22 protein-coding genes are annotated in these 22,388 nt (G+C 36.6%); 14 read left to right on the forward strand and 8 right to left on the reverse strand.

Annotated elements, in window-relative coordinates:
* Window positions 1-101: 101 nt before the first annotated feature.
* From opp3b to ACSG5Z_RS18635, 4 genes are read left to right on the forward strand one after another with little or no spacing between them, the layout of a single operon-like run.
* On the forward strand, window positions 102-1,031 hold the full coding sequence (gene opp3b, locus ACSG5Z_RS18620; protein ID WP_000534165.1) for an oligopeptide ABC transporter permease: 930 nt from the start codon (window positions 102-104) through the stop codon (window positions 1,029-1,031).
* On the forward strand, window positions 1,028-2,044 hold the full coding sequence (gene opp3C / locus ACSG5Z_RS18625; RefSeq protein ID WP_000974096.1) for an oligopeptide ABC transporter permease: 1,017 nt from the start codon (window positions 1,028-1,030) through the stop codon (window positions 2,042-2,044). Before opp3b ends, opp3C begins: the two co-directional genes overlap by 4 nt.
* 18 nt (window positions 2,045-2,062) lie before the next feature.
* Complete coding sequence (locus ACSG5Z_RS18630; RefSeq protein WP_000854346.1) at window positions 2,063-3,106, forward strand: ABC transporter ATP-binding protein; 1,044 nt, start codon at window positions 2,063-2,065, stop codon at window positions 3,104-3,106.
* A complete protein-coding gene (locus tag ACSG5Z_RS18635) occupies window positions 3,099-4,034 on the forward strand; it encodes an ABC transporter ATP-binding protein (protein ID WP_000166340.1) in 936 nt (311 codons plus the stop codon). The genes ACSG5Z_RS18630 and ACSG5Z_RS18635 overlap by 8 nt, the downstream gene beginning before the upstream one ends.
* A gap of 144 nt (window positions 4,035-4,178) precedes the next feature.
* Here the strand turns inward: ACSG5Z_RS18635 and ACSG5Z_RS18640 are convergent, their stop codons facing one another.
* Window positions 4,179-5,624, reverse strand: a complete 1,446-nt coding sequence (locus ACSG5Z_RS18640; protein WP_033662236.1) for an MATE family efflux transporter — start codon at window positions 5,622-5,624, stop codon at window positions 4,179-4,181.
* Between the two features lie 352 nt (window positions 5,625-5,976).
* On the opposite strand from ACSG5Z_RS18640, the gene ACSG5Z_RS18645 reads away from it, so the two are divergent.
* The gene (locus ACSG5Z_RS18645) at window positions 5,977-7,623 is read left to right on the forward strand and encodes a peptide ABC transporter substrate-binding protein (protein ID WP_060489327.1); all 1,647 of its coding nucleotides are present in this window, start codon (window positions 5,977-5,979) and stop codon (window positions 7,621-7,623) included.
* Window positions 7,624-7,652: 29 nt separating this feature from the next.
* Here ACSG5Z_RS18645 and ACSG5Z_RS18650 read toward each other — a convergent pair whose 3' ends face one another.
* Window positions 7,653-7,856 (reverse strand): hypothetical protein, encoded by a 204-nt coding sequence (locus tag ACSG5Z_RS18650; protein ID WP_098870071.1) that lies wholly within the window; start codon window positions 7,854-7,856, stop codon window positions 7,653-7,655.
* Window positions 7,857-8,450: 594 nt separating this feature from the next.
* On the opposite strand from ACSG5Z_RS18650, the gene spx reads away from it, so the two are divergent.
* Window positions 8,451-8,846: a transcriptional regulator Spx gene (gene spx, locus ACSG5Z_RS18655; RefSeq protein ID WP_000258267.1), complete on the forward strand. Its 396-nt coding sequence runs from the start codon at window positions 8,451-8,453 to the stop codon at window positions 8,844-8,846.
* Window positions 8,847-8,895: 49 nt separating this feature from the next.
* On the opposite strand, the gene ACSG5Z_RS18660 is transcribed toward spx, so the two are convergent.
* Complete coding sequence (locus ACSG5Z_RS18660; protein ID WP_060489329.1) at window positions 8,896-9,570, reverse strand: TerC family protein; 675 nt, start codon at window positions 9,568-9,570, stop codon at window positions 8,896-8,898.
* 342 nt (window positions 9,571-9,912) lie between these two features.
* On the opposite strand from ACSG5Z_RS18660, the gene mecA reads away from it, so the two are divergent.
* The 4 genes from mecA (at window position 9,913) to pepF (ending at window position 15,415) form a co-directional block, all read left to right on the forward strand.
* Window positions 9,913-10,596: an adaptor protein MecA gene (gene mecA / locus ACSG5Z_RS18665; protein ID WP_000350711.1), complete on the forward strand. Its 684-nt coding sequence runs from the start codon at window positions 9,913-9,915 to the stop codon at window positions 10,594-10,596.
* A 72-nt stretch (window positions 10,597-10,668) separates the two neighbouring features.
* Entirely contained in the window at window positions 10,669-12,213 is a 1,545-nt protein-coding gene (gene cls / locus ACSG5Z_RS18670) for a cardiolipin synthase (protein ID WP_000799209.1), read from the forward strand.
* Between the two features lie 80 nt (window positions 12,214-12,293).
* A complete protein-coding gene (locus ACSG5Z_RS18675) occupies window positions 12,294-13,538 on the forward strand; it encodes a competence protein CoiA (protein WP_435711945.1) in 1,245 nt (414 codons plus the stop codon).
* A 50-nt stretch (window positions 13,539-13,588) separates the two neighbouring features.
* Window positions 13,589-15,415, forward strand: a complete 1,827-nt coding sequence (gene pepF, locus ACSG5Z_RS18680; RefSeq protein ID WP_097917812.1) for an oligoendopeptidase F — start codon at window positions 13,589-13,591, stop codon at window positions 15,413-15,415.
* Window positions 15,416-15,544: 129 nt separating this feature from the next.
* On the opposite strand, the gene ACSG5Z_RS18685 is transcribed toward pepF, so the two are convergent.
* From ACSG5Z_RS18685 to ACSG5Z_RS18700, 4 genes are all read right to left on the reverse strand, one after another.
* Window positions 15,545-15,718, reverse strand: coding sequence for a hypothetical protein (locus ACSG5Z_RS18685; RefSeq protein WP_087984734.1), 174 nt, complete (start codon window positions 15,716-15,718; stop codon window positions 15,545-15,547).
* Between the two features lie 230 nt (window positions 15,719-15,948).
* Window positions 15,949-16,842: a ClpXP adapter SpxH family protein gene (locus ACSG5Z_RS18690; RefSeq protein ID WP_435711946.1), complete on the reverse strand. Its 894-nt coding sequence runs from the start codon at window positions 16,840-16,842 to the stop codon at window positions 15,949-15,951.
* Window positions 16,842-17,240 (reverse strand): globin domain-containing protein, encoded by a 399-nt coding sequence (locus ACSG5Z_RS18695; RefSeq protein ID WP_000043382.1) that lies wholly within the window; start codon window positions 17,238-17,240, stop codon window positions 16,842-16,844. Before ACSG5Z_RS18695 ends, ACSG5Z_RS18690 begins: the two co-directional genes overlap by 1 nt.
* 180 nt (window positions 17,241-17,420) lie before the next feature.
* Window positions 17,421-17,999, reverse strand: a complete 579-nt coding sequence (locus ACSG5Z_RS18700; protein ID WP_435711947.1) for a CYTH domain-containing protein — start codon at window positions 17,997-17,999, stop codon at window positions 17,421-17,423.
* 146 nt (window positions 18,000-18,145) lie between these two features.
* Between ACSG5Z_RS18700 and ACSG5Z_RS18705 the strand changes: the two genes are divergently transcribed.
* The 4 genes from ACSG5Z_RS18705 to ACSG5Z_RS18720 are packed head-to-tail and all read left to right on the forward strand — an operon-like array spanning window position 18,146 to window position 20,911.
* A complete protein-coding gene (locus tag ACSG5Z_RS18705; RefSeq protein ID WP_001179996.1) occupies window positions 18,146-18,517 on the forward strand; it encodes a UPF0738 family protein in 372 nt (123 codons plus the stop codon).
* Window positions 18,518-18,547: 30 nt separating this feature from the next.
* The gene (gene yjbM / locus ACSG5Z_RS18710) at window positions 18,548-19,186 is read left to right on the forward strand and encodes a GTP diphosphokinase (protein WP_001081480.1); all 639 of its coding nucleotides are present in this window, start codon (window positions 18,548-18,550) and stop codon (window positions 19,184-19,186) included.
* Window positions 19,187-19,204: 18 nt separating this feature from the next.
* Window positions 19,205-20,002: an NAD kinase gene (locus ACSG5Z_RS18715; protein ID WP_000673190.1), complete on the forward strand. Its 798-nt coding sequence runs from the start codon at window positions 19,205-19,207 to the stop codon at window positions 20,000-20,002.
* Window positions 20,003-20,017: 15 nt separating this feature from the next.
* On the forward strand, window positions 20,018-20,911 hold the full coding sequence (locus tag ACSG5Z_RS18720) for an RluA family pseudouridine synthase (protein WP_087984736.1): 894 nt from the start codon (window positions 20,018-20,020) through the stop codon (window positions 20,909-20,911).
* A gap of 48 nt (window positions 20,912-20,959) precedes the next feature.
* Here the strand turns inward: ACSG5Z_RS18720 and ACSG5Z_RS18725 are convergent, their stop codons facing one another.
* Window positions 20,960-22,348, reverse strand: a complete 1,389-nt coding sequence (locus ACSG5Z_RS18725) for a peptidase G2 autoproteolytic cleavage domain-containing protein (protein WP_087984737.1) — start codon at window positions 22,346-22,348, stop codon at window positions 20,960-20,962.
* Window positions 22,349-22,388 lie beyond the last annotated feature (40 nt).

Genomic DNA, 22,388 nt, shown 5'->3' on the forward strand with positions numbered 1-22,388 from the left:
ATATGCCTATGATGGGCGTATGCTCTTATTTTAAAAAAATAAAAGTGAGAATATTTTAAACTATCTTATTGCTTTTGAGAAAAACGGGGAGGTGCTTGACTATGGGACGTTATGTATTAAAACGTTTCGTGTACATGGCTTTGACATTATTTTTAATTACTACACTGACTTTCTTTTTGATGAAATTACTTCCGGGTTCTCCGCTTAAAAACCAGGAGAAACTATCACCGGCACAAAAAGAAATCATTCTTGAAAAATATGGCTTAAATGATCCAGTACCAGTTCAATATGCACGTTACTTAGGTAACTTAGCAAAAGGTGATTTAGGGGTATCATTCCAATATGATAACCGTCCAGTAACAGATATGATTGTGGATCGCATTGGACCATCAGCACAACTTGGTTTACAAGCGATTATATTAGGAACATTTATCGGTTTAATTTTAGGAATCGTTGCGGCACTTCGTAACAATACGTGGGTCGATTATGGGGCGACAATTATTTCCGTACTCGGGATGTCGGTACCATCGTTCGTATTCGCCGCATTACTACAATATTTCGTAGGGGTAAAACTTGGGTGGTTCCCAGTAGCATTCTGGAAAGGACCAGAGTTTACCGTAATGCCTACAATCGCTTTATCGATGGCAGTTATCGCAACAATCGCACGTTTTGCTCGTGCAGAGTTAATTGAAGTTATGCAAGCTGATTACATTTTAACAGCGAAAGCGAAAGGAATTAGCCAAGGCGTTATCATTATTAAACACGCACTTCGTAACGCGTTAATTCCAGTAGTAACAATTTTAGGACCAATGGTTGCAGGTTTAATTACAGGGACATTAGTTATTGAGCAAATTTATGCTGTACCAGGACTAGGGGAACAGTTCGTTAAATCTATTACAGTGAATGACTATACAGTTATTATGGGAACTACAATTTTCTATAGTGCGATTTTCATCTTAGTTATTTTCATTGTCGATATTTTATACGGAATTATTGATCCTCGTATTCGTTTAGCGGGAGGGAAAAAATGATGAAAGATGTACAAAAATTATCTCCAGATTTATTTCAGCAAGCCAATCAAAATAATGTTGATAATGAAGTCATTGCCCGTCCAAGCTTAACGTTTTGGCAAGATGTAAGAAGACGTTTGTTCCAACATAAAGGAGCAATGTTCGGTTTCGTTTTATTAGCGCTTATTATATTACTAGCAATCTTAGGACCGATGGTAAGTAAGCATTCTTATAAAGAGCAAGACTTAGGTCGTGCGAAATTACCACCGAAAATTCCTGTTATTGAAAATGTTCATTGGCTACCATTTGACGGTACGGATCAATATGGTGTTGACCAATATGAAAAACGTGATATTAAAGAGTATTTCTGGTTTGGTACAGATGATCTTGGCCGCGATTTATGGACAAGAACATGGGAAGGTACGCGTGTATCATTATATATCGCTCTTTTAGCAGCGGCGATTGACTTAGTAATTGGGGTTGCTTATGGAGGTATTTCAGCGTTCTATGGCGGTAGAGTAGATAATATTATGCAACGTGTTATGGAGATTATTAACGGTATTCCATACTTAATCATCGTTATTTTAATGGTAATCATTATGGGATCTGGTATATGGTCAATTACACTAGCAATGGCGATTACAGGTTGGATAGGGATGTCACGTATCGTTCGTGGACAAATCCTGAAATTAAAAAATCAAGAATATGTATTAGCATCTCGTACATTAGGTGCAACAAATACACAATTAATTGTAAAACACTTAATCCCGAACGTAATGGGACCAATTATCGTAATGACAATGTTTACAATTCCAACAGCAGTGTTTGGTGAGGCGTTCTTAAGCTTCATCGGTTTAGGTATTCAGCCACCATTCGCATCACTTGGTTCTCTTGTAAATGACGGCTATAAATCAATTCAAACGTATCCACATATGATGTTCATCCCAGCGGTTGTCATCAGTATGTTAATCTTAGCATTCAACTTAATGGCAGACGGATTACGCGACGCGTTAGATCCAAAAATGCGTAAGTAAAAGAGGGGAGAAGTAAAAATGAAAACATTGCTAGAGGTAAAAGATTTGCAAGTCTCCTTTGATACACATGCAGGTGAAGTACAAGCTGTACGCGGTGTTACTTTTGATTTAAAAAAAGGAGAAACATTAGCGATTGTAGGAGAATCTGGTTCTGGTAAATCAGTTACTTCTAAAGCGTTAATGGGATTAATTCCGAATCCTCCAGGGCGTATTAAAAACGGTGAAATCGTATTTGAAGGTCGTGACTTAACGAAACTGACAGAAAAAGAAATGCAGCAAGTGCGCGGGAAAGATATCGCGATGATTTTCCAAGATCCAATGACATCATTAAATCCAACGATGACAATTGGGAATCAAATTATGGAAGGTCTTATTAAACACCAAGGGATGAGTAAAGCAGACGCACGTAAAGTTGCGTTAGAATTAATCGACCTTGTAGGTATTCCGAATCCAGAAGCGCGTTTAAAACAATATCCTCACCAATTCTCAGGTGGTATGAGACAGCGTGTAGTTATTGCGATGGCGTTAGCTTGTAACCCGAAATTATTAATTGCCGATGAGCCGACAACAGCCCTAGACGTTACAATTCAGGCGCAAATTTTAGAGCTTATGAAGGACATTCAGCAAAAAACAGAAGCGGCAATCATTTTCATTACACATGACTTAGGTGTAGTGGCAAACGTTGCGGACCGCGTAGCAGTTATGTACGCAGGTAAAGTTGTTGAAATTGGAACGGTTGATGAAATTTTCTACAATCCAAAACATCCATACACTTGGGGCTTAATCGCATCTATGCCAAGTTTAGATGGTTCAGAAGAAGAGTTATACGCAATCCCTGGAACGCCTCCAGATTTATTAAAGCCGCCAAAGGGAGATGCTTTTGCACCACGTAATCCACAGGCATTGAAAATTGATTTTGAAATGGACCCACCTTTATTTAAAGTAAGTGATACACACTATGCGGCAACTTGGTTACTTCACGAGCAAGCTCCAGAAGTAAAACCACCGGCAGTCGTTGAAAAACGCATTCTTCAAATGAAAGCAGGTGAACAACATGACTAAACAACGTGAGAAATTAATTGAAGTAAAAAATGTAAAACAGCACTTCGACGTGAGTGGTGGTGTTGTCAAAGCGGTTAATGATATTTCATTTGATATTTACCGCGGAGAAACATTTGGTCTTGTAGGAGAATCAGGTTGTGGTAAATCGACAACTGGAAGAACGATTATTCGTTTATATGATGCAACTGCTGGTGAAGTGTTGTTCGATGGTGAAAATGTACATGGTAAAAAATCACGTGCAGAGCTGAAGAAATTCAACCGTAAAATGCAAATGATTTTCCAAGATCCATATGCATCATTAAACCCTCGTATGACAGTAGGGGATATTATTGCAGAAGGTATTGATATTCACGGACTAGCAAAAGGCAAAAAAGAGCGTATGGACCGTGTTCATGAATTATTAATCACAGTTGGTTTAAATAAAGAGCACGCAAACCGTTTCCCGCATGAATTCTCAGGTGGACAACGTCAACGTATCGGTATCGCTCGCGCACTTGCTGTAGAGCCTGAATTTATCATTGCCGATGAGCCAATTTCAGCACTTGACGTATCAATCCAGGCGCAAGTTGTAAACTTACTGAAAAAGTTACAAAAGGAAAAAGGTTTAACATACTTATTCATTGCCCATGATTTATCGATGGTAAAATACATTAGTGATCGCATCGGCGTAATGTACCGTGGTCAAATCGTTGAGCTAACAACAAGTGAAGAGTTATATGCGAATCCAATTCATCCATATACGAAATCACTATTATCAGCAATTCCGCTTCCAGATCCAGATTATGAGCGCAATCGTAAACGTATCGTATACGATCCATCTCAGCATGATTATGCTAGTGAAGCACCAACAATGCGTGAAATTCGCCCAGGACATTTCGTATTATGTTCTGAAGCAGAGTATAAGAAATATAAAGAGATTTATCAATAATAAAAAAGCCAATCTTCCGTTAAGAAGATTGGCTTTTTTCTACTATATAATAGATTTGTCAACATTTCTCGGTAAGTCGATATATTTAAAGAATCGCAGATATAAGTTTCCTTTACGAATGACTACACCTTAATTAAACGAGTGTTACTGTGCTTGAACAGAAACAATTTCCTCTTGTTCTTCAGGTTTAACGAGTGCATAACGTTCCCACGCCCTACTTTTCCAGCGGAAGAACATAATAATGGCACGTGTCCATTCATCAATAGCAATCGCTAACCAAATACCAGCGAGCCCCATATCTAAATGGAAGGCGAAAAAGTAACCGAGTGGTAAACTCATTAACACCATAGAGAATGCTCCAATCAAAACTGGGTACTTTGCATCACCAGCTGCGCGAAGTGAATTGATAATGACGATATTCATCGTACGTCCCGTTTCAAGTAGCACACTTAGTAAAAGAACTGACGCACCTAACGTAATAATGTGCGGATTATCTGTAAATAGTCCCATTAATTGTGTACGGAATGTAACGACGAGAGCGACCATACATAAAGTGACGCCAATTGCCCATTTTACACTTTTCCATACGCGTTCATACGCTTCATCTTTTTCACCACCGCCAACGAGGCGTCCGATAATAATGGCTGTTCCCATACCGATCGCAATCGCGAATAAATAAGTGAACATAGAAATGTTCGTAGCGTATTGTCTAGCCGCTAATGATTCTGTTCCTAAGTATGTTGCATAGTATAAGAAGACAATTTGGCAAGCTTGATACATAACCTGCTCAAATGCAGATGGAATCCCGATTTTTAAAATTTTTCCGATGTATTCCTTTGATAAGGTGAAGTAATATTGTAATTTCACACGGTATTCCATAACGCGGTACAGTAACCAGAAGAAAACGATAAGTGCGATAAGTCGGCTGACAGCAGAAGAAATGGCAGCCCCTTGTACACCGAGTTCTGGGAAACCAAATTTCCCGAAAATGAGTACGTAGTTTCCAGCGATATGAATAATATTCATTCCAAGTGAAATAAACATCGCTTGCTTTGTGAAGCCGTGTACGCGGATAATTGCGGCTAATGAATTAATAATAGCTTGAAGGAAAATAGCGCCTCCGACGATGGATAAATAGTTTTGCGCATACATGAGTACATCGCCTTGTAAGTTCATTGCCATCATCATATGTTTTGAAAATAAAAGAAAACCAGCGCTTATAATGAGTCCGACCACTAAATTTAATGTGACGGCTAAAGCTGATATTTTAGATGCTTCCATAAAACGTTTGGAACCGAGGTATTGAGATACGACGATAGCTGCGCCGTTCCCGATGACTTCTAGTACCAAAATAGCGATATGGAGATATTGATTCGCTGCACCAACCCCAGATACAGCATCGTCTGATAATGCACTTAACATGAAAGTATCAGCGATCCCCATTAACATAAATAGAAAAACTTCTAGAAAAATAGGCCATGTTAATAAGAATAAACTTAATTTCTCTGTCGGCCCGTTTTTTGCCTGAATTGCTGCCATGTCCGTCCCCTCTTTACCGATATCTATTTTTAGCAAGGTGTATCGTAACATACTTTCTTATCCTTTGCACTCATTTTAACCTACATATCTTTATTATGAAGGGAGCGCTATTTTATGATAAAAAGAGAAGGATAATTATGCACAAAGTATTATGGGATATAAAAATTATTTTTCTCTGATAATTTAGAAAAATATAAAAACATTCATTTTCAACACTTTAGTAAGGATAATCAGCAATATGAAACGTTTACAAAGGTTTATTTTTTAACAGAAAATTTTAATAAAATAGAAATATAAATATACAAAAAATATATTTATGTGTATAATATGAATTGTTAGAACATATATATATTTCTTTTTGTTTGAAAATGAAAGGGCTAACATTTTTGTGGAGGGTGGAAGTATGAAAAAAAAGATGCCAGTTTTTGTAGTATCAACAGTAGCGATGAGCATGATGTTAGGGGCATGTAGCTACCAAAAAGATGAACCGCAAGCGAACGCAAAAGGGGATAGCGGGAAAAGCGGTGCGAAGCAAGTTATTAATCTAATTGAAACGCAAGAAATTCCAACGATGGATCCAGCGTTATCAGCTGATGCGGTTTCTTCAAGAGTAATGACTAATACGATGGAAGGCTTATACAGTTTAGGAAAAGATGATAAGCTAGTTCCTGGTGTAGCGAAGGAATTCCAAAAGTCAGAAGACGGTAAAAAATATACATTTAAATTACGTGAAGACGCAAAATGGTCAAATGGTGAGCCTGTGACGGCGAAAGATTTCGTATACGCATGGCAAAGAGCAATTAACCCAGATACAGCTGCGAAATCAGCGTACATTATGTATGATATAAAAAATGCAGAGAAAATTAATAAAAAAGAGATGAGTCCGGATCAATTAGGTGTAAAAGCGATTGATGATTATACATTAGAAGTGGAATTAGACAATTCAATTCCATACCTTGTAGATTTAATGGTATATCCAATCTTCTATCCTGTGAATGAAAAGTTTGTAAAAGAACAAGGTACGAAGTTTGGTTTGGAAGCGAATACAACACTTTATAACGGACCATTTACATTAAGTGATTGGCAACATGAACGTAGCTTTAAAATGACAAAGAGCGCGTCATATTGGGACAATAAAGAAGTGAAGATTGAGGAAGTAAACTTTAATATTGTTAAAGATACGTCTACACCAATTAATTTATATGAAACAAACGCAGTCGATCGAGCGACGTTATTAGCGGAGTTCATCGATAAATATAAAGGAAAACCAGATTTCCAAACAGTAGAAGATACATCTGTATTCTTCCTTCGTTTAAATCAAAAAGATCCAGCGTTAGCAAATAAAAATATTCGTAAAGCAATTTCACTTGCTTTTGAACGTAAACCGTTCGTTGATACATTATTAAATAACGGTTCTAAGCCAGCGACAGGATTAATTCCTGATAATTTCATTAAAGGGCCGGATAAAAAAGACTTCCGTGCTGTAAATGGAGATATTGTAAAACCAAACGTGAAAGAAGCGAAGAAATATTGGGAAGCTGGTAAAAAAGAGCTTGGTAAAAATGAAATTGAATTAGAGCTATTAAATGAAGATGTTGAATTATCGAAGAAAACAGGTGAATATTTAAAAGGTGAGTTAGAAAAGAATTTACCAGGTTTAACAGTGAAAATTAAACAACAACCATTTGCGCAAAAACTAAAACTAGAAGATGCAGGCGATTTTGTCATGTCATTCTCTGGATGGAGTGCAGACTTCCCAGATCCAGTTACATACCTTGATATGTTTGTGACGGACGGATCGCAAAATAAAATGAAATACTCTAATCCGAAATATGATGAAATTATCATGAAAGCGAAGAAAGATGGAAGTGATGTAAATGCCCGTTGGAAAAACTTACTAGAAGCAGAGAAAATGTTACTTGATGACGCTGCGATTGTTCCAGTATATCAACGTGGTAGAGCATATATACAAAGAGAATCAATTAAAAATATGTACAACCATAAATATGGCGGTGATTTAAGCTTTAAATGGGCGTCAGTAGAGAAATAAGAAAAAAGCAGGTGATTGCCTGCTTTTTTTTAATACGTACGTTTCTTATAAATACCTTTCCCGCCAACTTGGTTCCAGCCGGATTGTACATCCAAACTTTTATTAATAAACTTCATCTTTTCTTTACCGCCAAAGAGTTTTTCACCAATGCTATTTGTAATGACACCAATCAATGCTGTGATTCCGATGATGAGGGCAGCAACAGTGACAAAATCAATAAAAAAAGCAATCATTTGCAAATTCCCCCTTTGCCTGTCTGTATGTTTATTGTATGAGATAAAAGATAAAAAAGAAAGAAATGTCAGAAAAATAATTGATTTATTTTAGAAATCGTATAGACATGGATGAGGATGTTTGTTAAAATGAGAACAAACGTTCCTTTTTATTCTCACTTGTATAGTCTTACATTTCTTAATTGATTTATGAAGAAAAGGTAAGAAAACGTTCTCTTTTTCATAGAGAAGATTATGGGGAAATAACTGTATATTACATGAAAAATCTATGACAAGCCAGTATTAAGAGGGTTGAAGGTTATTGTTAAATTACAGCTGAAGTGAGTGTGATCATGTTACATAGCAGTGGAATACACGGAAGAGTTTTCTCAATTAGAAGGAAATTTACTGTATATTTCTTGCAAAATCTATTGTATAATGATTATAGAAGTTACTTATTAAAAGTAATTGTTGTTTGCTCAAAGTTGTTGCTTACATGAAATGAGATTTTTTGCACTTTGTTATAAGACAAGGTATCGTAAAAAATTGCTGAATTTAGAAATTTAAACTGTAATTAGTACAGAATTTGTACTCTTTAAGGAGAGTGAGCTTTGTATGGTAACATTATATAGTTCTCCAAGCTGTACGTCTTGTAGAAAGGCGAAATTATGGCTAGAGGAAAATCATATTCCTTATACAGAACGTAATATTTTCTCAGATCCATTAACGATTGAGGAAATTAAAGAGATTTTACGTATGACAGAAAGCGGAACGGATGAGATTATTTCTACTCGTTCGAAAGTTTTCCAAGAATTAAATGTAAACTTAGAGTCTTTACCACTTCAAGATTTATATAAGATGATTCGTGACTATCCAGGGATTTTACGTCGTCCAATTATGATTGATGAGAAGCGCCTTCAAGTAGGTTACAATGAAGACGAAATCCGCCGTTTCTTACCACGTACAGTAAGAACGTTTCAATTACGTGAAGCACAGCGTCTTGTAAATTAATTATAATAATATGAAAACCTTCTACCTATTATATAGTAGAAGGTTTTTTTTAATGTTTCACATTTCGTAATCGAACTTGTTGCACGATAATACCGATGCATAGAACAGTGAAAATGAATAAGAAAGGCATGTTTGTGGTGAAATTTGGATTATTATGAAAGAACGTTGCAAGCCTGTCTTCATGTGTAACCATTTTTCCTGCTGTATAGGCGAGAATCGCTGCTCCGCAATAAATGAGGAATGGAAAGCGTTCCATAAGTATTAAAATAAGTTTGCTGCCCCAAATAATAATCGGGATAGAAATGAGTAAGCCGATTATTACGAGTAAAAATCTTCCGTGAGCTGCACCTGCAATGGCAATAACGTTGTCAAACCCCATAACGAGATCTGCGAATACAATTGTACGCACAGCTTGAAATAAAGTTGTTTTCCCCTGAATAGCAGAAAGATCGTTGCTATTATCAGTTAGTAAATTTACTGCAATTAATGTAAGTAAAACGCCCCCGATAAGTTGTAGAAATGGAATGTCGAGTAAATAGACAGCTAGTATAGTAAGGATAATTCTTAGAACGATTGCTAAAAGAGTACCAATCAAAATGGCTTTATTTCGTTTCGATTCAGGTAAATTTCGGCTAGCTAGTGCGATGACGATTGCGTTGTCACCACCTAATACAACATCGATACCGACAATCATTAGTACAGATGTTAAAAACTCTAAGTCCATTCGTCTGCCTCCATTTATAATGTTTTAATAAGCGAACTGTATGTATGTGGTGAAGAGAGAGACTAAATCACCTTCTCTAATAAAAGTTTCACTTTATTACAGTGTACGGGGGAGGGTGGAAATGTATGTCCAAATTTTTCATGAGTGAGAAATCGCTATAATGATATATTTGTGTAGATGGTCGAATAAAGATAGGCATATAACTATTTTTGTAAAATAAATCGATTTTATTTCCATTCTGGAGAATCTTATCATAAAATGAGAGTACAAGAATCTATTGATTTGTCATATGAGTGGGGAATCCCTTCATAACAATTCTAAGCAGGAAGGGAGAGTTGTATTTTGGATATTGAAAGAATTAATGACCATACGATGAAATTTTTTATTACGTACATTGATATAGAGGATAGAGGGTTTAATCGTGAAGAAATTTGGTATGACCGCGAACGAAGTGAAGAGCTCTTTTGGGAGATGATGGACGAAGCTCGTGATCATGATGATTTCTTTATTGATGGACCGTTATGGATTCAAGTGCAAGCAGTCGATAAAGGGATTGAAGTACTTGTAACGAAAGCAGAGCTTTCAAAGGATGGACAAAAGCTAGAACTACCAATAGGTGTAGATAAAATTATAGACATTCCTCTAGATGAAGGCATTGAATCATTATTCCAGCAAGAATTAGTGGAAGAGGTAGAGGAACAAGCAGGAACAAACTTTAACGAAGATGGTACGTTTGGATTTTTAATTAAATTTAATGATTTTGAAGATGTCATTTCATTAAGCCACCGTCTTATCTTTGAAGATATAAAAGATGAGCTGTATTCATTTGAGAACCGCTATTATGTATATGTGGAATTCGATGAAGTGCTACATGATGAAGAAGAAATTGATCGTATTTTAAGTATTGTTTTAGAATACGGAGAAGAATCAACTTTAACAATTCATCGTGTAAGTGAGTATGGGAAACAAATTGTGAAAGAGCATGCGCTTGAAACAATTCGCAATAATTTTCCTGCTAAAACGTAGGCCGATTTCTGTAGTATGAAATCGGCTTTTTATATGAAGAATAGGAAAGCTTTCTTAGTAAGGAGGTAAGAGATGAAAAATACGTTAAAGTTGATTTTCTTTGTTTTACTATTGTTCGCGTTATTTGTTTCGTTACGTATGTTTATTGATGTAGCATTTTATTCGGATGTAATTGGTATAAAAGATGTTTCGATTTTAGGTATTATTAGTATTTTATTTACGGTATCTGCATTTTTAATTGGCTGCGTTATTTTCTTAGAGAACCGTCATCCGTCTAAAACACTTACATGGCTCATTGTGTTAGGCATTTTTCCGGTATTTGGATTCTTCGCTTATTTATTATTTGGACAGAACTTTCGGAGGAAGAGAATGTTCCAAAAGAAGGCGTTGCTCGATGAACAAGCATTTTTACAATATAAAGGGCATGAAGATTACGAAGAACGGATTTTGCGCAATCATAAGCACCAAGAGCTGTTATTTCGTTTAGCGGACCGCTTAGGCGCTTTAAATATTTCATTTCAAACTGAAACGAGAACATTAACAAATGGAGATGAAACGTTTCAGGCCATTTTAGATGGATTAAAACGAGCGAAACACCACATTCATATGGAATATTACATTGTGCGTGATGATAAGCTTGGAACAGAAATTAAAGATATTTTAATACAGAAATCAAAAGAAGGTGTTGTCGTTCGTTTTTTATATGATGCGGTTGGAAGTTTTAGATTATCGAATTCATATATTGAAGAATTGAATGATGCAGGAGTAGAAATGATTCCGTTTTTCCCTGTGCGCTTTCCGATTTTAAACGATAAGATTAATTATCGAAACCACCGGAAAATCGTTATTATTGATGGAAATGAAGGATTTGTCGGTGGATTAAATATTGGTGATGAATATTTAGGGAAGGATAAATATTTCGGTTTTTGGCGAGACACGCATTTATATTTGCGTGGTGAAGCTGTTCAAAGCTTGCAACTTATTTTCCTTCAAGATTGGTTTTATATGACTGGTGAGGCTGTGCTGGCCCCTGAATATTTACAAGCGAAAGCAGTTGAGGGTGATCATTGGGGAGGCGTACAGCTCGTTGCAGGTGGACCGGATAATAAATGGGAAACAATTAAACATTTATATTTTGCCATGATTTCTTCTGCACGGAAATCAATTTGGATTGCGACGCCGTATTTCATTCCAGATGATGATATTTTATCCGCATTAAAGGTAGCTGCACTTGCTGGTATTGATGTCCGTTTGTTAATGCCGAGTAAGCCTGATAAGCGCACCGTCTTTTACGCATCGAGATCGTACTTCCCAGAGCTTTTAGATGCAGGGGTAAAGATATATGAATACGAAAAAGGCTTTCTTCATAGTAAAGTTGTCATTGTCGATTCTGATTTAGCTTCAATTGGGACTGCTAATATGGATATGAGAAGTTTTCATTTGAACTTTGAAGTAAATGCCTTTTTATATGATACAGACAGCATTCGAAAACTTGTTCAAGATTATAAAGAGGATATAGAAGAATCAAGTGAAATTCATGTCGATCGTTTTCATAAAAGGCGTCTTCATAGACGAATTGTTGAATCGACGTATCGATTATTATCACCTTTATTATAAAAAGAGATGTCCGAAATTGGGACATCTCTTTTTTAAAAGGAATTTGTAATAAATTGTAGAATATAAGGAGCTGAAAGGGTGTGATTCCGATGTTTATCGCCAAAAGAGAAAACGGAGAAAAAATCCATCTACTCTATCATCATGATGAAGAGCTTTTACATCGTATGCGTAAAAAGGAAAGCTTCTTTTGCATAGCTTGCGGGAAGGAAGTGCAAATGAAATTAGGGAAACAAAAAAGTTGGCATTTTGCTCATAAGAAAATGGACGCGTGTCTTGCCTTTTATGAAGCAGAATCTATGTATCATATGCACGGTAAAGAATTGTTATATAGGTGGTTCAAACGTCAAAACTTTCCTGTGTATATAGAGCACTATCTTCCAGAAATTCAGCAACGACCAGATATTTTCATAGAGAGAGCAGGGAGAACAATTGCGATTGAATACCAATGCGCCAATCTCTCTATAGAGCAGCTGTACAAACGAACCTATTCGTATTGGCGAGCCGGTATACAGGTCATTTGGATCATTGGTGGAAATCAATTGAAAAGGCAATCAGCATATTGGATGAAATTCTCCTCACTTATGGCTTTCTCCTTACAATCTTATCCTCAGCCATTTCTTATTTTCTTCTGTTCGAAACAAAAATCATTTATGAAATGCGCGTTTCTCACTTCATTTTCTACAAGCGTCTCTTTCACACATATTATCTATTTACCAACTGAAACGACTACTTTTGAAATGCTCTTTTCTCCCGTCTCTTTCCGAAAAGAAACATTAGATGAGGAATGGAAAAAGCGAAAGAGCAATTTTCGGCAAAATGCTCTGCCGATTTGGAATTACAATCATAAGTCACTATTACGCCTTTTATATCAATGTAAATGTACCCCAGCAAATTTTCCTTCTGAAATCGGTGTGCCACTCCCGTCCTCATTTGCTTTTCAAACAAATCCATTTATATGGCAAGCTTTTCTATATATAAAATGTATAGGTGAGCTTACGGTAGGGGAATGTATTTCCCTTCAATATGTATGTAGTTATGTGAAACCGTATACGAAAAGGCGCATGCTCCCGTACTTTTCACGGCATATATGGAAAGTAGCAGTTGCTGAATATATGACATTTTTATGTTATGCAGGTGTATTGCAGAAAGTAGGGACTTATAAGTACCGGAAAAAAAGAGAAGTAGTTATGTTAAAAACAGAGGAGGAAGTTATAAAATATGATGAAATTTGCTTAACGTATGCCTTATCTTTATTTGAGGCAAAGTACAACATGAGAGAAGGAAAAGGGGATATAATAAAGACTGATCGTGAAGGAATTACATAAGAAAAATCGAATTGTATGTAAGTAGAGATATTTAAAGGAGGGCTTAAAGGATGTCTGAACAAAACACAGCAAAAACATTACCAGATCGCAAAGAGATTGAAGAATCAAGTACGTGGCGACTAGAAGATATTTTCCAAACAGATGCAGAATGGGAAAAAGAATTCCAAGCCATTAAAGAGCTATTACCGAAGTTAACTGAATTTAAAGGGAAACTTGGTGACTCTGCGAACAATTTACTTGAAGCATTGCAATATGAAGACGAAATTTCAATGCGATTAGGTAAGCTATATACATATGCGCATATGCGTTACGATCAAGATACAACAAACTCTGTGTATCAAGCATTAAATGACCGCGCAACAAATTTATATTCACAAGTATCTAGTAGCACAGCATATATTGTGCCTGAGATTTTATCGATTTCAGAAGATACACTGCAAACATTCTTGACAGAAAATAGAGACTTAAGTGTATATGAACATGCATTAGAAGAAATTACGCGTCAACGCCCGCATGTATTATCTGAAGCGGAAGAGGCTCTATTAGCAGAAGCATCTGAAGTAATGAGTGCGTCAAGTAATACATTTGGTATGTTGAATAATGCGGATTTGAAATTCCCATCTATTAAAGGTGAGGATGGAGAAGAAGTGGAAATTACACATGGTCGTTACATTCAGTTTTTAGAAAGTGACGATCGTCGTGTGCGCGAAGATGCATTCAAAGCTGTATATGAAACGTACGGGAAATATAAGAACACATTTGCAAGCACGTTAAGCGGAGCTGTGAAACGTAATAATTTCAATGCGCGTGTTCGTAAATACGATTCTGCACGTCAAGCGGCATTAAGTAATAATAATATTCCTGAAGCGGTGTATGATCAACTTGTTGAATCTGTAAATGATAATTTACACTTGCTACATCGTTACATTGATATTCGTAAGCGTGCACTAGGACTTGATGAGCTTCATATGTATGATTTATATACACCACTTGTACCAGAAGTGAAAATGAACGTGAAGTATGAAGAAGCACAAGACATGTTATTAAAGTCTTTAAACGTACTTGGTGATGAGTATGTTGACATTTTAAAAGAAGCATATGAAAATCGCTGGGTAGATGTGTATGAGAATAAAGGAAAGCGAAGCGGAGCATATTCATCTGGTGCATATGGAACAAATCCGTATATTTTAATGAACTGGCATGATAATGTAAATAATTTATATACACTTGCTCATGAGTTCGGTCATTCCGTGCATAGTTACTATACAAGAAAGACGCAGCCGCACGTATACGGTGATTATTCAATCTTCGTTGCGGAAGTAGCATCAACTTGTAATGAAGCACTTCTAAACGATTATTTATTAAAAACGACAGAAGATAAGAAAGAGCGTCTATACTTATTAAATCATTATTTAGAAGGATTCCGTGGTACTGTATTCCGTCAAACGATGTTCGCAGAGTTTGAGCATATTATTCATAAGAAAGTACAAGAAGGACATGCGGTTACGCCAGACATGTTAACGGAGATCTACTATGATTTAAATAAGAAATATTTCGGTGATGCTTTAGTAATCGATGAAGAAATTGGTTTAGAGTGGTCTCGTATTCCGCACTTCTACTACAACTATTACGTATACCAATACGCAACAGGATTTAGTGCAGCAACGGCTTTATCTAAACAAATTTTAGAAGAGGGGCAACCAGCAGTAGAACGTTACATTAATGAGTTCTTAAAAGCAGGAAGCTCAGATTATCCAATTGAAGTGCTGAAAAAAGCTGGAGTAGATATGGCATCTCCAGAACCGGTAAAAGAAGCGCTACAAGTATTTGAAGAGAAATTAAATGAATTAGAAGCATTATTATTTGAAGAGAAGTAATTGTAAAGACGAGGAATTTATCTCGTCTTTTTTTGTTTTAAATATTTTTGTCGATATTTGTCGAAAAAATAAGGTGAATTTCTTTCTTTTTTCTAAATTAGAAGGCATTTTTACAGGTGATTTTTGTAGTTAAAACCTTTTAAATCGTTTTTTATGGTTGAAATAAGAGAGAGCGATGACAATGACTCCAAATAAAAGAGGGAAGGCAATAATTTTAGGAAAAGCTTGTAGTAGAGAGAGGATGTACAAGAAAAAAGAAACGATGACAGCTAGTAAGATAAGTAAAATATACGTTTTTTTCATACGGAACACCTCCAAAATAGCTTTTTTATAGCTTATTCAGAAATGAAAACGTTTAGAATGTGACAAAAGTGTGAAATTCGACAAAAGGGGTTGTCATCTGACGTCGAATCTTGTAATATAATAAGCGTGAACGAATTCACATACAAACATATACCCCTTTGTTTGAACGTGAAAATTTCTCCCATCCCCTTTAATATTTTTATAAGCCGTAAAGAAGAAGACCTGGTGTTTTACACCAGGTCTTCTTCTTTTGCTATCCATTTCCAATAACGTTCACATTTTACGTCAATCATTTGTACTTTTCGTTTTAGTTGTAATTTTTTCAGTTCACGCTCGATCTCTTGCTGCGAGCAGTCATATATAAATGCTACTTCTTTTGAAGATATAAATTGCGTTGCTTCTAGTAACACTTCTAAAGGTGGTAATGGTTCTGGCTCGATGTCACATTTTACAAGTTCTTTCAATAATTGTACGTATACGTCGTAGGAATAAGTTCCAGCGATTTTAATACCTTCTTCATCTGAATTCGCATGAAAGAATACGAGAGAAGGTATTTCTGTAATGTGCATCTCATTTGTAAATTTTAAGTCACATTGGAAAGCTTTTTTTGCGCTAGCGGAATGTAGGTCTTTTTTAAATTCTTCTACATCAATATCGCTATCTCTTGCACATGCAAGTAATAATTCGCAGTCAGGATTTGATACATTTTCAAGGAAAATGTATTCTTGGAGTTTTCGCAAAAACTTCGAACCTGCTTTTCGGCCCTGTAACTCCGCTGCCTTAATTGCCATCGAAACTAAATATGGTGTTGACGATGCTTCTTGCATATGTACCTTTCCATCACATGAAAAACCTTGTAAACTTGTTGTCTTTTCCCACACAAATCGAATATTAGCAGGTTTATTCCATTTGTGTGAGGAAGCGTTCGTTCCATCCACTTTTCCTGTTACGATATGACGAATAGAGAAGTATTTCCCGTATTCAAGCCATAGTTTAATAATAAAGGGCTCAATTTCCCAGCAATCTTTGCAAAGTGGATCAATAAATAAATATGCTTCTACAGACTTATGCTCACATGCGGAAGGAGATGGCATATTTATATGCGTTGCTTCCTGCTTATCCATTACACTTCACCTGTTTCGTTTGGAGTATTAACCATATGCTGAGCAGTTAACGCTAAACGTTCAAAAACGAACTCTCTTATATGACCGTGCACTCCTGTGTCATCCATTGCTTGCTCCATACATGATAGCCAAGCCTCTGCTCGTTTTGGAGTAATCTCAAACGGAAGATGGCGTGCTCTTAACATAGGATGACCATGTTCTTCAGTGTACAAATTAGGACCACCTAAATATTGCGTTAAAAATTGTTTCTGCTTCCTAGCGGTTTCTGTTAAATCATCCGGGAAGATGGGAGATAGGTCAGGGTGTTTACTGACATAGGAATAAAACGTGTCTACTAATATTGCAATGCATTGTTCACCGCCAATTGCTTCAAATGGTGTCATCGGTTGCTTGCTCATCCTTTATAAACTCCTTTTTCCATGAAATGTATATCTATTGTAGCAATGGAATGTTCTAGAGGGCAAATAAACAGCCTTCATAACGTTCTTTGCTTAGTTTTCAAATGTAAAAGAATCTTTTCCTTTTAAAAAGTGAGATATATCCACTAGTAGAACGTATTCACTAGTGGAATTTTCACTTTAGCGTGCTTTGTTTTGTTTGGCAAGGAAAAAGCGTTTTACTTTATTATTTGTATGACGGATTGGTATGTCGTGCTGTTTTAATAAATGAATAAATGCAGCTTTTCCTGTTTCTTCATCTTGCACTTCGAATTCAATTTCATAATCATCGTGATTGTAATAGAAACTATGATCAAAGACAAGCGTTCCGCCTTCAAATAGTGTTTCGGCTCTTTCAGTTGTTAAACTACCCATATAAGTTAAAGTGGAAACAGGAATTTGTAATTTGTGTAGTTGATCCATTACAGCCCCTGGAATGATTACGTTTGTTTCCATCATCATTCTTGCTTCGTCTTCTGTTAAGACTTGATGCGTTTCTAACAAGCCGATTTCTGCAGGTTGTTTCAATGTTAATGTATAAGTTTCTCCTTTATGACGAATACGAAGTGCAGAGCCAGCTTCTTTTAACGAGAAGCCCGGTGTTTCAAAGTAGTGATTCACCTGTTTCGTAAATACCTCAATAGAGAATGATTTACATAATGTATCGAATTCTTCTTCTGTAACAATATTTTTAAATTCAATTTCAATTTCTTGTGTCATTGTATGCGCGCTCCTTTTAAAAAATAATTCTTTACACATTATCGCTTTTTCATAAATTTGGTTCAATGTTTTATTTGTTTGCGTCCATGTTATGATACAATAATACTGTTAAGTAAGACAGGAAGTTGAGATGGAGGAGTTAGAGCATGCAAAATAAAATTCAAGTTAAGAGCGTAGAAAAGAGAGAGAATGCGCTTATTTTTTGTGCGGAAAATAATGAAATAGAGGTAAAGGAGTTAAGTGCGCGTAATCACGTACTTGTAGACTCAGACAATTTATCATTTTTATATATTTTAGAAAACGAATCATCTTTCATTTATGTAAGTATTCCGCACACATGCTGGGAAGCAATGCATGAAGCGATGAATAACGATATAGTAATGTTCGTTCGTGTGAATGACGTTGAAATGGAATTAGAAAATTTAAAAGAAGAAGTAGAATATTTAGTTGAAAATATTGAAGGTAATGCAAATTACGGAGAAGAACTAGTAACTGCTGTAGAAAAAGTATTTCTATAAGCAAATGGATTGATTTTGGTGGTGGTTGAAATGAATCGAAATTGGGAAGAATTTTTAGCACCTTACCATCAAGCGGTGGCAGAGCTGAAAGTGAAACTAAAAGGAATGCGTACTCAATTTGCAATGTTAACAGAGCATTCTCCAATTGAGTTTGTAACAGGAAGGGTAAAGTCGGTTGCTAGTATTATTGATAAAGCGGAGAAGAGAAATGTACCGCTAGATCGGCTGAGAGAAGATATGCAAGACATCGCGGGTCTTCGAATGATGTGTCAATTTGTTGATGAGATTAAGCCTGTTGTAGAATATCTTCGAAAACGAAATGACTTTGAAATCGTGGAAGAACGTGATTATGTCACGCAAAAGAAAGATAGCGGCTATCGCTCTTATCACGTTGTCATTAGTTACCCCGTTCAAACGATTCAGGGAGAAAAAAAAGTATTGGTAGAAATCCAAATACGCACGTTAGCAATGAATTTTTGGGCAACAATTGAGCATTCTTTAAATTATAAATATAGTGGACGTTTTCCTGAAGATATTAAAATACGCTTGCAACGCGCAGCGGAAGCGGCGTTTTTATTAGATGAAGAAATGTCTTCTATTCGTCTTGAGATTCAAGAAGCGCAGAAAGCTTTTTCAAGAAAACAAGAAACGAAAGATTCCGAATCATAAACTAAAGGGTGTTGGGCGATGAAATTTACAATTATGTCAAAGGGAGATCAATCATCAGATACACTGGCAAGCACGATGAAAGAATACTTGCTAGATTTTGGATTTATAATGGATGAAAAGGAACCCGATATTGTAATTTCTGTTGGGGGAGATGGAACGCTTTTATATGCATTTCATCGTTATTATAATCGATTGGATGAAACAGCATTTGTTGGTGTACATACAGGGCATTTAGGTTTCTATGCAGATTGGTTACCGACAGAAGTAGAGAAATTAGTAATTGCAATTGCTAAAACACCATTCCAAGTGGTGGAATATCCGCTTTTAGAAGTGATTATTCGCTATGTGAATGGGAGTAAAGAGTCACAGTATTTGGCGATGAATGAAGCAACTGTTAAAAGTGCGGAAGGTACATTAGTAACAGAAGTGGAAATACGCGGAGAGTACTTTGAAACGTTCCGCGGGGATGGCCTTTGTATTTCTACTCCTTCGGGAAGTACTGCGTATAATAAGGCGCTTGGCGGAGCTATTATTCACCCTTCTATTGAAGCGATTCAAATTGCAGAAATGGCATCTATTAATAACCGTGTGTTTCGTACTGTAGGCTCGCCACTCGTATTGCCGAAGCATCATACATGTGTGTTGAAGCCGGCTGCAGGAATGAACTTACAAATTACGGTGGACCATTTAACGATGGTTCATCAAGATGTGAAATCAATCCAGTATCGCGTTGCAAACGAGAAAGTACGATTTGTTCGTTTCCGTCCGTTCCCGTTCTGGAAACGAGTTCGTGACTCGTTTGTTGCAGATAAATAGAAAGGGTTTATATATTTGAACAGATTTACATTGAAATGGGATATAGAATCGGCTGAAGAGGGAACTTTAGTTAGAGAATTTTTAAAAACAAAAGGGATTTCTAAAGCCGCCTTAACGGATATAAAATTTCGCGGCGGAGCTATTGAAGTAAATAATCAACATGCCAGTGTTCGTCATCAGTTGCAAGCTGGTGAAGAATTACGTGTCTTTTTTCCAGTGGAAGAAAGAAGTGAAGGGATGATTAAAGAAGATATCCCTTTATGTATTGTATATGAAGATGATGCGGTTCTTGTCATAAACAAAGAGGCGAACATGTCAACGATTCCGTCTAGAGAACATCCGGCAGGTAGTGTTGCGAATGCGCTCTTATCTCATTATGATAAGCAGCATCTTGCAAGTACGGTGCATATCGTAACAAGATTAGATCGTGATACTTCAGGGCTTATGCTTATTGCAAAAAATCGTTTCGTGCATCATCTTTTATCGAAACAGCATCAACAAAAAGCTGTGAAAAGAACATATGAAGCAATTGTTCACGGTGAGATGATAGAACGAGAAGGAACGATTGATGCACCGATTGGACGAAAATCGGATAGCATTATTGAGCGAACCGTTTGTGAAAATGGGCAAAGAGCTGTTACTCATTTTAGAGTGATGGATAGCGCCAATCATAAGACGCATGTATCACTTGAGCTTGAGACCGGAAGAACGCATCAAATTCGTGTACATATGGCTCATATAGGCCACCCGTTACTTGGTGATGATTTATATGGAGGAAGAAGAGATGTGATAAAACGTCAAGCACTTCATAGTACATCTTTGACGTTTTATCATCCTATTTTAGAGAAGGAAATGTCTTTCACTACAACGATTCCAAGCGATATGGAAGAGGTATTAAGGTATACTTAAAAAGGGAACAAAATTCTTCGTTACATAAGAATTTTGTTCCCTTTTTTCTTAGCGGAATAATATTAAAATTTGATTTTCACCCGTGCGCTTTATAACGAAAAAGCCACTTTCGGATTTTGTAGCAATGCCATCGTTATTTGGACGACAATATCCATGCGTTTCGCAAGTGCCGTCATCGCGTACTAACATTTGTCCAATTAATCCGACAGGAAGCCACTCGGTACGATCTTTTCTTGCTATATATTTGCAAGTTGGATCCCATTCTGTATTTAAAAGAGGTTGTATGTCTTGCGATTCCGTACGTACATATTGGCGTTTTCCAAAGTTATCTGTTTTATAGCGTTTTTGCCAACTTAAAGCACCGCTATTTCCTATAAGGGCGGGGGTTGCACTAGATATTCCTAAAATGAATGAATCGTTTGAAGTAGCGATCCGAATTTTTTCTTCGCTACTAAATGTAACGAAATAACCTACATCAATAAAATTATTGTCTGTTGTTTCAAACATTTGTGCAAAATCAGTTCCACTTGCATTGTAAGAAGCGCCATCAATATACATTTCCCCATTATGAGCAAGCCACTTTGCACCGATATTATGATCGGTTTCATTTGTGCCGTTTGCAATAAACCAAGAATAAGATTCTTCTGCTGTGCCGAAGCGCCCCATAATATGGCTACCTGCAAAATGAGCTGTTGATGTATGATTACCTTCCGCATGAGAAGAGAATCCGTTAGCGATAGTCGCGGTTCCTTCTGCATGTGCTGCTTCGCCTAAAGCGATTGTATGTTTACCTTCCGCATGAGAATAAGAGCCACCTGCTGTCGTTTCACTTCCTTCACTATGGGAACTATGTCCAGTTGCTTTCGTTTTTGATCCTTCCGCATGAGAGAAAGAAGCTTTTGCGTGTGTAAGAAGTCCTTCTGCATGTGAAGCTGTACCCTCTGCATTAGAGTGAAGCCCCTCTGCATGTGCATATCGTCCCCCTTTTTTTACTTTTGTATTTTCAGGTGTAGGAGTTTGAATTATGATTGTTTTTTCTGTTTGTATATCATTGGATGGTGCTAATGCTTCTCTTATTTTTTTCACTTGATTTATAATAGCAGCTGGAATTTCTGATTCTGCTTTTTTATTTATTGCTACAGGGATGTCTTCTTCTGTATTTTTCTCTGTTTGCTCAGAAGGCACAACCTGTTCAGTGTGAGTAGAGAGAGGTTTATTTTTTTGCTGCATCTTTGTTTTTCTATTATCGATTATGCGGCTCATTACAGCATTTTCTAAAGAGACATATTTTGGTTTAGCTTTGTTTTTGGGGGAAGCCCCTTGTCCGTCCGGTTCTTCTAAAGCTGCAGATCGAATGCTGCACCAGTTGTTAATTCCGTACATGGGCAGATAAAAAGGCGGGCATTTTCTTTTTTGTTTAGAAGATTTTTTCTTCATTCTGTCACCTCCTGCGACAGTATATGCCGTGTAATTAAAA

The sequence above is a fragment of the Bacillus pretiosus genome, assembly GCF_051294775.1.
Classification (GTDB): Bacteria; Bacillota; Bacilli; order Bacillales; family Bacillaceae_G; genus Bacillus_A; species Bacillus_A wiedmannii.

Coding starts and splice junctions, on each gene's coding strand:
- opp3b (WP_000534165.1), top strand. CDS start 102: ATGGGACGTTATGTATTAAAACGTTTCGTGTACATGGCTTTGACATTA.
- opp3C (WP_000974096.1), top strand. CDS start 1,028: ATGATGAAAGATGTACAAAAATTATCTCCAGATTTATTTCAGCAAGCC.
- ACSG5Z_RS18630 (WP_000854346.1), top strand. CDS start 2,063: ATGAAAACATTGCTAGAGGTAAAAGATTTGCAAGTCTCCTTTGATACA.
- ACSG5Z_RS18635 (WP_000166340.1), top strand. CDS start 3,099: ATGACTAAACAACGTGAGAAATTAATTGAAGTAAAAAATGTAAAACAG.
- ACSG5Z_RS18640 (WP_033662236.1), bottom strand. CDS start 5,624: ATGTTACGATACACCTTGCTAAAAATAGATATCGGTAAAGAGGGGACG.
- ACSG5Z_RS18645 (WP_060489327.1), top strand. CDS start 5,977: ATGAAAAAAAAGATGCCAGTTTTTGTAGTATCAACAGTAGCGATGAGC.
- ACSG5Z_RS18650 (WP_098870071.1), bottom strand. CDS start 7,856: ATGATTGCTTTTTTTATTGATTTTGTCACTGTTGCTGCCCTCATCATC.
- spx (WP_000258267.1), top strand. CDS start 8,451: ATGGTAACATTATATAGTTCTCCAAGCTGTACGTCTTGTAGAAAGGCG.
- ACSG5Z_RS18660 (WP_060489329.1), bottom strand. CDS start 9,570: ATGGACTTAGAGTTTTTAACATCTGTACTAATGATTGTCGGTATCGAT.
- cls (WP_000799209.1), top strand. CDS start 10,669: ATGAAAAATACGTTAAAGTTGATTTTCTTTGTTTTACTATTGTTCGCG.
- pepF (WP_097917812.1), top strand. CDS start 13,589: ATGTCTGAACAAAACACAGCAAAAACATTACCAGATCGCAAAGAGATT.
- ACSG5Z_RS18685 (WP_087984734.1), bottom strand. CDS start 15,718: ATGAAAAAAACGTATATTTTACTTATCTTACTAGCTGTCATCGTTTCT.
- ACSG5Z_RS18690 (WP_435711946.1), bottom strand. CDS start 16,842: ATGGATAAGCAGGAAGCAACGCATATAAATATGCCATCTCCTTCCGCA.
- ACSG5Z_RS18695 (WP_000043382.1), bottom strand. CDS start 17,240: ATGAGCAAGCAACCGATGACACCATTTGAAGCAATTGGCGGTGAACAA.
- ACSG5Z_RS18700 (WP_435711947.1), bottom strand. CDS start 17,999: ATGACACAAGAAATTGAAATTGAATTTAAAAATATTGTTACAGAAGAA.
- ACSG5Z_RS18705 (WP_001179996.1), top strand. CDS start 18,146: ATGCAAAATAAAATTCAAGTTAAGAGCGTAGAAAAGAGAGAGAATGCG.
- yjbM (WP_001081480.1), top strand. CDS start 18,548: ATGAATCGAAATTGGGAAGAATTTTTAGCACCTTACCATCAAGCGGTG.
- ACSG5Z_RS18715 (WP_000673190.1), top strand. CDS start 19,205: ATGAAATTTACAATTATGTCAAAGGGAGATCAATCATCAGATACACTG.
- ACSG5Z_RS18725 (WP_087984737.1), bottom strand. CDS start 22,348: ATGAAGAAAAAATCTTCTAAACAAAAAAGAAAATGCCCGCCTTTTTAT.